At 40.9% G+C, this 13,046-nt stretch carries 12 protein-coding genes and 1 pseudogene; 5 read left to right on the forward strand and 8 right to left on the reverse strand.

Features of this window, described 5'->3' with window-relative positions:
- Positions 1–11: 11 nt before the first annotated feature.
- Positions 12–2,309 (forward strand): type IV pilus secretin family protein, encoded by a 2,298-nt coding sequence (pilQ, locus tag IVG45_RS17030; RefSeq protein WP_196434988.1) that lies wholly within the window; start codon positions 12–14, stop codon positions 2,307–2,309.
- A gap of 20 nt (positions 2,310–2,329) precedes the next feature.
- On the opposite strand, the pseudogene IVG45_RS17035 reads toward pilQ, so the two are convergent.
- A pseudogene (locus IVG45_RS17035) lies at positions 2,330–2,815 on the reverse strand (ATP-binding protein); the annotation flags it as partial.
- Between the two features lie 897 nt (positions 2,816–3,712).
- Here IVG45_RS17035 and IVG45_RS17040 point away from each other — a divergent pair.
- A complete protein-coding gene (locus IVG45_RS17040; RefSeq protein WP_196434989.1) occupies positions 3,713–4,648 on the forward strand; it encodes an ankyrin repeat domain-containing protein in 936 nt (311 codons plus the stop codon).
- A 34-nt stretch (positions 4,649–4,682) separates the two neighbouring features.
- Here the strand turns inward: IVG45_RS17040 and IVG45_RS17045 are convergent, their stop codons facing one another.
- Positions 4,683–5,849, reverse strand: coding sequence for a hypothetical protein (locus tag IVG45_RS17045; protein WP_196434990.1), 1,167 nt, complete (start codon positions 5,847–5,849; stop codon positions 4,683–4,685).
- Between the two features lie 130 nt (positions 5,850–5,979).
- On the opposite strand from IVG45_RS17045, the gene IVG45_RS17050 reads away from it, so the two are divergent.
- On the forward strand, positions 5,980–6,213 hold the full coding sequence (locus tag IVG45_RS17050; RefSeq protein WP_196434991.1) for a helix-turn-helix domain-containing protein: 234 nt from the start codon (positions 5,980–5,982) through the stop codon (positions 6,211–6,213).
- A 520-nt stretch (positions 6,214–6,733) separates the two neighbouring features.
- Here the strand turns inward: IVG45_RS17050 and IVG45_RS17055 are convergent.
- On the reverse strand, positions 6,734–7,033 hold the full coding sequence (locus IVG45_RS17055) for a DUF6794 domain-containing protein (protein WP_196434992.1): 300 nt from the start codon (positions 7,031–7,033) through the stop codon (positions 6,734–6,736).
- A 105-nt stretch (positions 7,034–7,138) separates the two neighbouring features.
- Here IVG45_RS17055 and IVG45_RS17060 point away from each other — a divergent pair, with 105 nt between their 5' ends.
- A complete protein-coding gene (locus tag IVG45_RS17060; protein WP_196434993.1) occupies positions 7,139–7,681 on the forward strand; it encodes a hypothetical protein in 543 nt (180 codons plus the stop codon).
- Here the strand turns inward: IVG45_RS17060 and IVG45_RS17065 are convergent.
- From IVG45_RS17065 to IVG45_RS17075, 3 genes are all read right to left on the reverse strand, one after another.
- Positions 7,672–8,157, reverse strand: coding sequence for a hypothetical protein (locus IVG45_RS17065; protein WP_196434994.1), 486 nt, complete (start codon positions 8,155–8,157; stop codon positions 7,672–7,674). The two genes, IVG45_RS17060 and IVG45_RS17065, sit on opposite strands and share 10 nt — an antisense overlap.
- A gap of 638 nt (positions 8,158–8,795) precedes the next feature.
- On the reverse strand, positions 8,796–9,011 hold the full coding sequence (locus IVG45_RS17070; RefSeq protein WP_196434995.1) for a hypothetical protein: 216 nt from the start codon (positions 9,009–9,011) through the stop codon (positions 8,796–8,798).
- Entirely contained in the window at positions 9,008–9,376 is a 369-nt protein-coding gene (locus IVG45_RS17075) for an STAS/SEC14 domain-containing protein (RefSeq protein WP_196434996.1), read from the reverse strand. Before IVG45_RS17075 ends, IVG45_RS17070 begins: the two co-directional genes overlap by 4 nt.
- 813 nt (positions 9,377–10,189) lie before the next feature.
- Between IVG45_RS17075 and IVG45_RS17080 the strand changes: the two genes are divergently transcribed.
- Entirely contained in the window at positions 10,190–10,588 is a 399-nt protein-coding gene (locus tag IVG45_RS17080; protein WP_196434997.1) for a hypothetical protein, read from the forward strand.
- A gap of 59 nt (positions 10,589–10,647) precedes the next feature.
- Here the strand turns inward: IVG45_RS17080 and IVG45_RS17085 are convergent, their stop codons facing one another.
- Entirely contained in the window at positions 10,648–11,886 is a 1,239-nt protein-coding gene (locus IVG45_RS17085; protein WP_196434998.1) for a hypothetical protein, read from the reverse strand.
- Positions 11,879–12,928: a nucleoid-associated protein gene (locus tag IVG45_RS17090; RefSeq protein WP_196434999.1), complete on the reverse strand. Its 1,050-nt coding sequence runs from the start codon at positions 12,926–12,928 to the stop codon at positions 11,879–11,881. Before IVG45_RS17090 ends, IVG45_RS17085 begins: the two co-directional genes overlap by 8 nt.
- Between the last annotated feature and the right edge of the window lie 118 nt (positions 12,929–13,046).

The raw sequence follows: 13,046 nt of genomic DNA on the forward strand, positions 1-13,046 counted from the left end.
AGGTTATAGACATGAGTACTAAGCAAAACAAAATGATGATGAACTTACGAGACCATTTTTCTCTCCGATGGCTGTTAATGTTGATGTTAACTTTACAGGTGTTCTCGGTGGCTGCGGAGGAAGCGACGATCAATAATCTGGAGTTTTCCAGCCTGGCCGGGAATCAATTACAGATCCAATTGGAAATGAGTGGTCCCGTTACCGAGCCAAAAGTATTTCAGACCGACAATCCATCCAGAATTGCCCTGGATTTCGAGGGTGTAAAAAGCAATCTGGCAAAAAAAAGTTTTCCGATTAATCAGGGGGCGGCAAATACGGTTTATGTGGTAGAGGCATCGGGACGGACCAGGGTAGTGATTAACCTGACTGAAAAAGTGCCTTACGAAACTAAGCTCGACGGTAACAAATATTATGTTGTATTGAAGTCCGCCGGAGCGGTTGCCGCAGTCAATAAAATTGTGCAAACCAGTGCCGCAAAGGAAACATCACTGAGTCGGTTTCTACCGGAACAAGCTATCAAAAGTATTGATTTTAGACGCGGACCTAACGGAGAAGGTCGTTTGTTGTTAGGTTTATCAACCCCCAATACCGTGGTTGATGCCAAACAAAGTGCCGGAAAAGTAGTCTTGAACTTTCTGAATACCAAAATTCCGGAATCCTTGGTGAAAAGTTTCGATGTTTCTGACTTCGCTACGCCTGTTCAAAGCATTGAAGCGGTACCCAGGGGCGAAAGCGTTAATATCACGATTACGCCCGGTAACCCGAATTATGAGTATTCTTCATACCAGTCGGATAACTTGTTAACCGTCGAATTTAGGCCGTTGACTCCGGCGGAAAAAGAAGCCCAACTCAGGGAAAAGCAACCTTATATAGGTAGCAAATTATCGCTGAATTTTCAGGAAATCGACGTCAAAGCGGTGTTGATGATTCTTGCCGACCACATCAAAACCCAGGAAGGCAAGGAAGTAAATATCATCACGACAGATTCGGTGACGGGTTCCATTGCGTTGCATGTTAATGACGTGCCATGGGATCAGGTGTTGGATGTGGTGATGAAGTTACGCGGTCTTTCCAAAAGAGAAAACGGCAACGTGATTTTGGTCGGTCCGACCGAAGAAATTAAAGTTCTGGAAGAGAAAGAACTGGAAGCTAGACGAATTTATGAGCAGTTGGAGCCGTTAAAAACCGAAAACATCCAGATAAACTATGCTCGCGCCACCGACATCTGTAATGTGTTGGTCGGTAAAGGTAACTTTAATCAGGGTGGCGGTCCATTAACTCAATCGACTAAGGGGGGCTCGGGCGGCTCTGGTGGTAGTTCAGGTGGTTGTGGAGGCACATCTAGCGGGAGTACATTGAGTAGTCAGCAACTGCAGGGTGGTTCCGGGGTTCAAGCCAGCGATTTAAGATTGATTTCTCCCAGAGGCGCAGTGATTGTCGATGCCAGAACCAACACCTTGATTGTGAAGGATACGGCAAAACAATTGGAAGAAATCCATAAAATGATTGCCAAGCTGGATGTTGCGGTCAGGCAGGTTTTAATCGAATCCCGAATTGTGATTGCCACGACTTCTTTCGCACAAGATATTGGTACCAAGTTTGGAGTCATTAAGCGTGGGGATGCGCTTTTAATGCGGGGAAAAGGGCTTTCGGATACGCCGGATAATACATACGGCCAAGGTCTTGAAGACGGCTCTGATACATCAAGAATCTTGCAGGACTTGGGAACGGCATTGGCGGCTTCCAGCGGCGGATCTCTGGCCTTGACTCTGGCCCGAGGCGCCGATTATTTGCTGAACCTTGAAATCAGCGCTCTTCAGGATGATGGCAAGGGTGAGTTGGTATCCAATCCAAGAGTTATGACCCAAGATAGGGTGCCTGCTACCATCAAGCAAGGTATAGAAATTCCCTATACCACAGTCAGTCAAAACGGAACTCAAACTGAATTTAAGGAGGCAGTGCTTGAGTTGAAAGTGATACCCCAAATCACGCCGACCGGCAGTGTGATCATGTCGCTGAATATCAAAAGGGATTCGCAAGGCCAAGCCGTTACGACTGGTGGTCAAAACACTACGGCCATTGATAAGCGCGAGGTTGAGACCATGGTGCAGGTTGAAGATGGTGAAACAGTGGTTCTAGGTGGGGTTTATGAATCGGACGCTGTTACCTCTGTCAGTACTATTCCTTGGGTGTCCGATTTGCCGATTGTAGGCTGGATGTTCAAAAAGACCGTCAAGGATGAGGCGAAGCGTGAACTGTTGGTGTTCATTACCCCAAAAGTGATTAAGGATAGTTTGACCACCAACTAATTTTCGAAGCAAAGTATTGGCTACCGGGTTCGGTCTAGTTTCCGGTAGCTGATGGCTTCGCTAAGGTGGTGGATTTCGATGGTTTTCGAGTCGGCCAGGTCGGCAATGGTGCGGGCCAGTTTTAGAATACGGTGATAGGCGCGATGAGATAGGCCGAATCGATCAAGAGCCTGTTCCAGCAGTTGATGACCGGCTTCGGACAACGTGCAAAATAGTTTTATTTCTTTAGCGCTTAACAAGGCATTGGTTTTACCTTGGCGTTGATAAGCAATTCCTCGGGCGGCGATCACGCGACAGCGGATCTCGCTACTATTTTCCTCCCCTTGCAGCGAACCCTTGCGTAACACTTCCAAGGGTACTCGCGGTACTTCCAGATGCATGTCGATCCGGTCCAACAAAGGTCCCGAGATGCGTGCGCGGTAGCGTGAGACCTGTTCCGATGTGCAATGACAGCGTCCGGACGCGTCGCCCAGGTAACCGCATGGACAAGGATTCATCGCGAATATACTTTTACGAAAAATCCCAAAAAATGAACTTAGCAAAGTGCTTGTCAAAGTCTATCTAAATAAAGCAAATTAAAAAAATATAATTTGTTGTGATTTGTGCGCGGAGCGCGTCTTTAAATGGCTTGGATGTTATCTCCCAAGGTTGTGGTCAGGCGGTGGATTAGTGTGTAGAAGGGGTGGGTAACGCGCTTTTTGCGTTATCCATGCCTTCTGCACACGTCCCGTAAGGGAATCCACGGGCTGTCCACATCCTTGGGCGAGACAGGCTCTTAAATCAGGTTTTTAAAAATATTTGAAAGCGAAAGTAACCTCGTGAGCCCTATTATCGGTCGGCTATCGTGAGTCGAAGGCATCCTGGATGAATGAGTTACTGGATTTACAGACTCGTAATTTGTTGGCCTTTTCCGACTTTTCAGCTGAACACTCGATTCATATCCGCACGCCCAACCCAATCGAATCGAATCGAATCTAGTTTTTCTACGATTCGCCTTTAGTAAAACTCGCATCAAAACTCGTGTGGCGCAATACCTGATGAGCTTGGTGTCCAATTGGTGATCACCAAAGAGAAAAGTTGGCGTAAGAAATGAGGTTTAAAACGACACCGTATCTGATTGATGGAATTCATTTTCAAGATAGCATTGCCGTCATTTCGATTCGGATAAAACAGACAACATACGGCAGATCTCTTCGCATACACCTAAATTGACTATTTCTTAAATTATTAAGTGTATTGACTGTGTTATATCAAAATACCGCCAATGTAAGTTGCACAAACTAAGATTAGTATTTATTCTGATTTCTTTTAGATGAAATTCGGTTTTTGATAGTTTAGTTTCTTATCATTATATAGTGTTCCGCCTATAATAATAATTATCTTTATTCTGCCAATAATTAGTCATGCATAAAACTTCATTAGTTTCGGCAATCCTTGCCTTCAACATCACTGAAATTGAATCGCTCATCAACTCAGGCGAAAACATAAACCAATCTTGGGATGGTTTTACCCCCATTCAATATGCAATATATCTCAAAAAAGTTAAAATCGCCAAACTTCTGATTGCAAATAACGCCGACTTACGGATCTATGATTGCGAAAACGAATCCCCGCTTGAACACATATTCAAGAAATTCAAAGAGCCAACAGCGCTGTCGATCTTAAAATCTCTCCCCGACATCCATATCGCGGACAATTACGAACGAAACACTGCGCTTCATTACGCCTCGCGCCGCAACTATACCAAATGCATTGATTACCTTATTGATAAAGGAGCAAACCCGAATGCCCTAAACAGACATGGGCAATCAGCGATATTCTTCGCTGCTAAAAGCGACGCTTGGCAAAGCATAGATTTGCTGGCCAGCAGAGGTGCTGATGTTGATTTGCGTGACAAAGTTGATAAAAAGTTTTGGAGCCCAATCTTTTACGCAATATGCAAATCACATGCTGAATGTGTCTCAGCACTAATCAAGCACGGCGCTTATGTCAATCTTGTCGATAGTGATGGATCAACGCCGATTTTTTATGCGTTTCACGATATCCAGCTTGTGAGCTTATTGGTCATGAACGGCGCTAATCTTGAAGTTGAAGATAAGTATGGGCGAACACCGCTATTCCATGCAGTGTTCAGCGGAAATGCTCAAATTGTGGAGCTACTGATGAGGTATGGTTCCAAAGTTGATCATCGTGACTATCAGGACCGGTCATCAATGCAATATGCGATACAGCGAGGTGATGATCGGATTGTTCAGATTTTGATGAATCGCTGTAACAGTGTTGAGTATTTGGGCAACACGAAAAATTGTGCGGTTGAGCTGGCCACCGATATTGGATAACGTGATTTACTTAAATGAATGCGACGGCCTTTTATTAGTTTATTGTTTTGAACTTATTTTGTATCTTATCAAGAGTGTCGGTGAAGCCATCGATGTCCGGTATAAAATAATTATATAAAACATGACTTAATACGCTACGAGGTAATGAGCTGATTCTTTCTTTGTTCGGAATCGCTATGTTACTTGATTTTGATTCTTTCCCTAAGTTTTTGCAATGGTTTAACATGTACTCGGCGGCCGATGAAGAGTTGCTGCCTGTTATGACAAAATAATCAGATGCCGCTTTTGCGCCTTCGCTAATTATATATTGGCATTGTGATACAGAATAGTCATTAAGTAATGTAGTTATCATCCCTGTTACTGATAGCCGTGCAGATGCAGTAAATTTCCTTTGCTTAGAACTCCATTCGTAAAACGCCAAGCATTCTGCTATCGCTATAGTATGCGCAATATTATATATTTGGCACACCCAGCGGTCTGGAAGGTTCTCTTCTTCAATGTGCCTCAGTATAGAATCTGTAAGTTCTTGACGTTGTTTTGTTGGCATGTTCCACGAAAAGGTATTGGATAGTTGGTTAATAAGACTAGTGCCATCCAGCGAAAATAAATTTTCGTGTTTATGATATCTAACAATTAAATTAGTTCTCAATAACTCTTTAATGAGATTAGCGCCATATACCTCATCCGGCGCAAAAGGTATTTTAATTCTGCGTCTGTCTTCTATTGAAATTCCATCTGATTTTTCTTGGCATGTGCAAATCGCGAGCGCAAGAACTGTCACTACTTGATCGAGAGTCAAATCGTGCGGATGAAATGGATAATCGAGCGAATATCTTTTGCATACAGTTTCCGGTGCGATTGTCAGGCGCAATTCACGATCCTGGCAGGAATCGCAAGAACAATCACGATCATCTATATGGTTACATTCCGTGCATCTCCAGGCTGTTGATTTTCTTGCATGCGTACCAATGAAATGATTTCTTGATGGCCTAGGCTTTGTCATTGCAGCGCCGCAGTTCGGGCATGGATCAGAATCTCGTATTAATGGCGGAAGCAGGCGGTAAAGATTGTTAGTTGCACAGTCGAGTTTAAATAACTTTTTTAGATCTGTAATCTTAGTGCCAGCGTCGTACTGCTTCGTTAGTTCGTTGATCTCAAGCTTGGTTAGATGCGATAGACATGGGTGTGCGTTTGATTTCATGATTTGCTACCAAGGTAAGTTCACAAGCCAACAGCTGCAAATTGACTGTAACTTGTGCGCAATCGAAAATTTTCGAAATTATAACTTATAGTCTATGACATTATAAAGTTCGGGTTTGTATCATTAAAAGATGCATAACAACCCTGAGCCTGACGATTGCGTTCTATTTGGACGTCGTCTCACTAAAATTCGCAAAGAGAGAGGTTTCTCTCAGGAACAGCTGTCCCGAAATTGTGGCATTGCGCAGTCCTATCTAAGTAATGTGGAGCAGGGTAAAAGAAATATTTCTCTGCGCAATATTTGTCTGCTCGCTAGAGTTCTAGCTATCGCACCGTCTGAATTGCTTATGTTTGATACTGAATGAGCTGATGAATTGCATTGTTTCAATAGATTGGCACAACACCAATTTACTAAGGCTTTGGTTATTTTGATTTTTTGTTGTTGACTATCTCTGGTGAGTAAGTTCTTTTAGGGTAAGCGAGCAACTTATTGACTAGGGCAGCCGTTTGAAAAGACATGGTGGCCAGCAGGAAGTCGCTGATCTAATGCAAAATTCCAATTGAAACAGTTGGTTTTTTGAATTCGGAATTCCTTATGAGGTTGACGTTGGAATCAATGACGGTTGCGATCGGATCATCGCGTGATTGAAAATACATCAGGCAGTAAGTGGGAAGGTTGGGTTTGTAAAACTTGGTGTCGGCTAACACATCACCTAATTTTTTTAAAAGCCAAAGGCTGCCGATTCGTCTTTGGGGTATTCTCTTCGAAGCGCTGCGATCTGTAGATAAATGGATCCGTTAGGACAATGTTGTAGTCTTGATGGGAGCCGGCCGTTGCTTTGGAACAATAGCGACTTAATGCATTTTTTTGCTGGTAATTACCGGCTAAGCATTCATTTGGTTTAACCTGTTCCACAGTTCGACGATTATCATATGAGATGCATCGTCGGGATCAACAAATCCGCAAGCGGCCAGCAAAGGGTTGCCAGGTTCATACAATCCAAAAGCATTGCGGATCGACAAGCCAAGCGTAAAGTGCAAATCTATCAGATCGCCTTGCTGCATGCCGGCGATTGCCAGTCGATCTTCGTATGTTAGAATCAATAAAAGACGATCAACGGCTTCATCTATGGTTGCGGGTGGCTTTAGGATGGCTAGATTTTCTGTTGACCAATTTTTGTACAATTTAAGAATTCCTGATGTGCAGCGATAACTTACAGGTGGCTGTCACTGCTTTGTCACAAAGTTATCCACAAGAAGTGGGGATAACATGCGCGTTTGGGTAGAATATTGAATACCATGAGAAATCTTTCGCCTGACATCCTTGACCTGATAAGCACTGATAATTTTGTCATTGCTATACCTACATTTGATGCACTAGTGTCGTTAACCAAAAATGAAAATTTTAAGCTATGGTTAACCAAAAAACCGACTATCCAGATCGTCATTATTGATGTTGTCCAGATGTTTTTGGTGCAAATAAAATTGAATCCTGCTGAATTACAAATAATCGACGATTTTCTGGCAAACTTTGCTGATCGGATTGTGTTTCAAAAAACTGAGTACGGCATGCTTATCGAAACGGCGGTGGATGATCCTGATTTTGAGTTTCCGCCGGAAACGTGGGATTTGTCAATTATTAGTTATTGTAAGTTCGTGACCGGCAATCCCTTTGAAAAGCCAGTTCTAGGACTAATTGAAGACGAATGGTTTGTGATGCATGCCGGTATCGATATCGATGCGCTCAGGCTTATTCCAGTTAGTAATTTTTTAGCAGAACTGGGTAATATTGCTGTGTTTGGGAAGCAAGATCAAAGCACGTATCAGAGGTAATATTTCGAAAAATTTTTATGATCTAGAGATTTGAAGAATTCTAATATAGCTGTTGAATTTAGGTCCTCGCAGTTTTTCAAGGTCGCTTCTGCATAAGACTTTCGATACTTGCTAAAATCAATTCGGAGTTCAGGCTCAGAATTGCATCTATTCAGATAGTTTCTTACTAGATTTTCTGAATATAGCTCTCGTAGTCGATTAATTGCTTTTTGCGCTAGAGGTACAAGAGCATCTGGTATAAAAATAATATTCTCATCGGCATTCATTCGAATTTTTGAAGGTTTATAACGCCAGCAATAATGCCGTGTACCATCATGCATAGTTCGCCAAATTTCGACGGTTTCGGGAGTGATGCTCAGCATTTCATTCTTACGCAGCGATGGCGCACAATGAAGCATAATGATTAAGCAATCTCTATAAGCCTTTAACTTGTCAACGGGTTCTTTGCTTATTAATGCATCTAAGTCTATCGTCATAAAATTTTCTCCTAGAAAGCGCTCAAAATTAAGCCGAAACAGGTTTGATTCTAGAGCAGGCAAGACGGCAATGCAACATGAAAACTTTTGTAAGCTATTGATTTGTGAAAACATTTATATGAAATCACATGCGAAGCTGAGCTTTCATGTTCGATGCATCAAGAAGTTACGAGCGTGCATCGATCGATAGGAAATATCATCTTGTTTGTATGCGGTTGTAATGGTAGGTAGGAGCTCTCGGTATTTGGCGCAGGCGCCAGGCAAATTGCTATCTGGAAGAGCGAGAAAAACCGCAGGATTGCGATCTTGGCTTTGTGTCCCACATTACTGTAAGGTTTGATTTTCCTTGTAATCGCTAATGGTAGAACCTGGCATCGGGTTACTTAAACGCCCTAATTTTTCTTCAACGCCAACGCTACCGATCCGTCCTTGGGGCGTTCACTTTGAAATGCTGCGGTCTGTAGAAGAATGAATCCGTTAAAACAATGCGCTAGATCCTTGATGGATAGAACAGAACCAGTTCAATCAAGATTTTTAAACATCAAAAACTTAACCCTAACAAGCCTTAATCGCTGTTAAGCGATAAATTTTTATCGCTTATGGCCGGCAATCCATAAGCAATAGGCTATACGAATAAATCAACGCTGACTTAAAAGCTCAACAAGTAAGTTCGCATGTTTTTCAAGTTCGTCATCGGGTAAAGTGAATAATGGTAAATCTGCCTCACCCATGGCAACCAACAGTTCCGCATAGTCACGTAAGCCGAGCTTTTCAATGGCTTGTTCTTTGGTTATCAGGCCTTGCGAAAATAAGACTAAAGAATTTTGCTGCATATGATCACCTAAACCAGTCATTCCGTGCTTTGCAACCACTCCAAAGCACGTTGTTTATCGCCGTATACAAAATGCCGCACTTGAGCATGAACAAAATGACCTACAATGCTGGGCATAATTGTCAGAAACCCACTGTCTGTTACCGCCGCGATTTTGGCAACATGTTGGTGATGGTCTTTGACGAATTTCATGTGCGCTAATAATGCGGCAAAATCTGACCAGCCTGGAAATTTTTCAGTATAGATAAGCAGGCCATGCAGTTCACCTTGAGTCTCGATAAATGGATCAACGATTTCGGCTAAAGTCTCGAAATCCGATTGTTGAAGAGGGCCTTCGGGTGTAATGATTAGGATACCCCGATCGCGCAGCAGTTCTGAATGAATCATGGTGTGTCTCCAGTATTGTGCAAATCAATAGATTTGTACGCCGCAGAAAGGTAGTTGTAAATAGAATTGGCCGCTGTCAACAATAGGTTACAAGGTTCATGTGAGCCATTCGTCATATCAGTTCAGCCTTGACGTGTTTTGTCTCCATTATTTAGCATGCCGTTCGGGATTCAATATCTCAACTTAGCAATAACAGCATTGGCATGGATTGGGCAGGCTATTGTGAGTTCCGATTCTGCGGTTGTTGCGCGGGGTGGGAATCGGGGGAAGAAATAGATTGGTAACTAGGCCTTGGGTAAATAACCAGCTAGGGATTTTCAAATGCTGAAAATTTTGAAACGTTTTTAATGCATTCCAGGGTATTGTTAGGTATTGTTTCTGCCAGTTGAAAACCATCAATCCTTCTTGGCTCTATTGTTGACCCAGATGATGAGAACTGCTACCTCGACTCGAACAGCAGGCACCGAACCGTTGGGCAACCTATCTATCTGATTCCAATGGCTGCAACTTGACCATATCCACGGATATTTCGGATAAAAATGAGTAACACTCCACGTGGAATGAGTGTCCAAGAAGTATATCGCCTGTTTCGAGACAATCGATTAATCGTAAATCGAAGGTATCAAAGGAAACTTGTTTGGACCTTATACAAGATATCGCATCATTGTTCCTACTCGATCAATAAAATATTTCTACGTCAGGTTACCCAAAAATCATTTGGGAGAGCGATGCAAAAACTATTAAGTGTTGCGATTGGCGCTGGCAATCGGCATATAATTGGATTTGTTAGGGCCTCAACCACAATATCATCTAATGGACAGTTACCTCAATATAGTTAGTCTGGCACTTGCAATAGCAGCGCTTGTACCTGTTCTTCTGCCTAGTTCCCGTGTGCGATTTTGGACAATTACAGCGGCACTGATTTCAGGACTTATCCTTATAACCACCTACCAGATGTATAAAAACTATGAAATGCAAAAGGAAGTTGTTGCTGTAGAAGAAGAAATTTGGTCACTGCTTACAGATCACGAGAAAGGATTGACCTTTGAGCAAATATATAATGGTCTGTATCATCGGTCATTAACTGCGGCAAACCAGGCCATTGACACAATGGTAAAGAATAAGAAAATTTTTCAAGAAATGTCCGAGGTTTCTGATCCAACTGGAAACAAATATGTTTTACGGAAATTCTTCCGGCGCTTTGGGGATTGAGGTGTCTACAATTAGTTAAATAGCGTATAAGAGGAACTGTATATGGAATTGGGATCTAATCAAAAAAGCAGACCCTGAAAAAATGTCAAAATTTCGGGATATTTGTAAAATAATAAAATGATCACAATGAGGAAAGGAGTCAAGCTAAGCCAGTTCAGTCTTTCCAAATCTCTGTCAATGGATTCTGATCTTTTGATCAAATTATTTTGTTTATCATTAACAAATTGAGCTGCACTTTCTTCTCTATTTTCAAACTTTTCAAAAACCTCATTCAACGCCAATTTAATGTCTTTTAATCTGTCTCGATGTTGTTTAATTAATCTGCACATAAAGACGGATATCAGTAAAACAGAAAAACTTATTACCAGGCCATTAATTAATTCTTTTTCTTTGATTAATGCTGCTATAGTTGCTATTGATATTGGTATTGAAAAGCCTTTATTTAAGACATCATTTAATGTGTTTTCTATTTTATGCGCGAATTCCTCATGTTTTTCTATGACTTCTTTTTTGAAGTCCTTTAATGAGAATCCATTAATATATGTTTCATAATTATCTTGATAAAGCTGTTTAAATACTTCAAACTCAGAGAGAATATCGCCGAGACGTTGATTTATGGTCGGTCGTTTAGAAAGGAGTTCTTCCAAAGCATTACGAACGACAGCAAGCCTTTCATGGCTGTGTAAGTCTTCGTTTGTCAGCATTTCCTCAAAATACTCTAAACCATCAAGATTTTGTAATTCATGAAAAGTAAAGCGCGATTCTATTAGATGTTTTTTAAACCCCTTGCTTTCTTTGTCTTCAGTTAAAAGGACAAAGAGGTAGGAATCTCTTTTTTCTTCTGTGTGAGGCAGCGCTTGCTTTAAAAAGACAATCCATCGGCAAACTTTTCTTAACTGTTGGAGTTTTTCAGGTTCGTCAACCTCACCAGTTAGGTAATCATTTTCGATCAGATAAAATTCGTCAGGTAACAATCCTTTTTTTACGCCAGTATGGTGTGATATTAAATCATCTACATTTAAAAAGAACCGTTTAAATCCACTTATAATCGGGAAATTTAATGTAAATTTTAATTTTGGGTTATTTTGAGTTTCTGGTATAGGCAAGCTTTGGGCGCTTTCGTTGCAGCTAACCAATTCTAAAATATCATCTTTTTGCTGATAAATTTTATTGATAAGTAATCTTACTTCTTCGTCATATAATATCTCACAATTAACAGAAGAGTTGCCATTAAAATCAGGCTTGCCACATAGCCTGTATAGCTTTACAACATTGCTTAATAATGACAGACTACCCATTTATTTCAGCTATTACATTGCCTAACTCATCTATCAATTTTTGAGGTAGGTTATTTATAGTTAACGATTTTTCTTCAAAATCAAAAATAATTTCAGCTTGGGAATCTGGAGTTCCTAAGGAGTTCTTGTCAAAAGACAAATCCCATGTGGCCGATTTATAAGAAACGCGCTTATATTTTTTTAATGCGGTTATATTCGGAACAAACTCTTGGCTAATTCTAAACTCTTCAGAATTAGCTTTTTCAATAAAATTATCGTGAAACTCAATTGGCAAGTGGGCGTTAAGCTTTGCTGCAATTTCTTCTAACATAACACTTTTGGGATGTCTTTCCTTAAGAAAATCATGAATTTCGGCTCTAATAGATTTCTTGTCTAAGATATCGGCATCTGAACAGATTGCCTCTATCAAATGAAAAACATTATCTGTTGCGAGATTTGAAGGAATTAAATCAGTACAACCCAATGCCTTAGTAAAATATCCAGTAATATCCTTTTTCTGATCTCCCTTAAGAAAACTTAAATAAGCTTCTTCTGCATTTTCAAGGCGATTTAAATCTATGCGAGCAGCTTGGTGAAGTTTATCCAAATCTATTTGATGTACATCAGTTAAGTCCATGTCTGAAGTAAAGGTCAGGCCACCTTTATCTTTGATCATAACAACTAGGTAATATGGTCCATTGTTGTTGATGTAATGAGCAAAAACAAGGTATCCACCTGTTGCAAAGTTTTCCTTTTCAATCTCAATTTTGAGTCTATTTACTGCTTTACGCGATAACTCAATAAACACTTCTTTTGAATAGTCATCTTTGTTTATTTCTTTGACCCATGACTGAAATGGGTGATTGTTAACATCCCTATTAAATGACCCAAATGTTTTTCCTGTTTTATAAATTTTTAAAATAGATTCTATTAATGTTATTACTTTTTGGTTTTCGGAATCAAAGATATCGTCTCGATATTGAATTACTGCTTCAACTTGTGGTTTGCCACTTTCTTGCTTGTCCTTAATAATTTTATGCGCAATTGCATTGATGATTTCCATTTAGTAAAGCTCCCCGTCTATTTTCAACAATTCACAAATTTGGTTGCATGGTAGCCACAATCATCTAGTTAGTCTAGGCGACCCGTCAAAAAGTAACGTTTTACTGCGAAGACCGGCA

It is taken from the genome of Methylomonas sp. LL1, from assembly GCF_015711015.1.
Classification (GTDB): Bacteria; Pseudomonadota; Gammaproteobacteria; order Methylococcales; family Methylomonadaceae; genus Methylomonas.

Bases quoted from the DNA above. Each gene is read 5' to 3' on its own strand.
- IVG45_RS17070 (WP_196434995.1), bottom strand. From the start codon at position 9,011: ATGACTGGTTTAGGTGATCATATGCAGCAAAATTCTTTAGTCTTATTT.
- IVG45_RS17050 (WP_196434991.1), top strand. From the start codon at position 5,980: ATGCATAACAACCCTGAGCCTGACGATTGCGTTCTATTTGGACGTCGT.
- pilQ (WP_196434988.1), top strand. From the start codon at position 12: ATGAGTACTAAGCAAAACAAAATGATGATGAACTTACGAGACCATTTT.
- IVG45_RS17085 (WP_196434998.1), bottom strand. From the start codon at position 11,886: ATGGGTAGTCTGTCATTATTAAGCAATGTTGTAAAGCTATACAGGCTA.
- IVG45_RS17045 (WP_196434990.1), bottom strand. From the start codon at position 5,849: ATGAAATCAAACGCACACCCATGTCTATCGCATCTAACCAAGCTTGAG.
- IVG45_RS17090 (WP_196434999.1), bottom strand. From the start codon at position 12,928: ATGGAAATCATCAATGCAATTGCGCATAAAATTATTAAGGACAAGCAA.
- IVG45_RS17040 (WP_196434989.1), top strand. From the start codon at position 3,713: ATGCATAAAACTTCATTAGTTTCGGCAATCCTTGCCTTCAACATCACT.
- IVG45_RS17080 (WP_196434997.1), top strand. From the start codon at position 10,190: ATGGACAGTTACCTCAATATAGTTAGTCTGGCACTTGCAATAGCAGCG.
- IVG45_RS17065 (WP_196434994.1), bottom strand. From the start codon at position 8,157: ATGACGATAGACTTAGATGCATTAATAAGCAAAGAACCCGTTGACAAG.
- IVG45_RS17075 (WP_196434996.1), bottom strand. From the start codon at position 9,376: ATGATTCATTCAGAACTGCTGCGCGATCGGGGTATCCTAATCATTACA.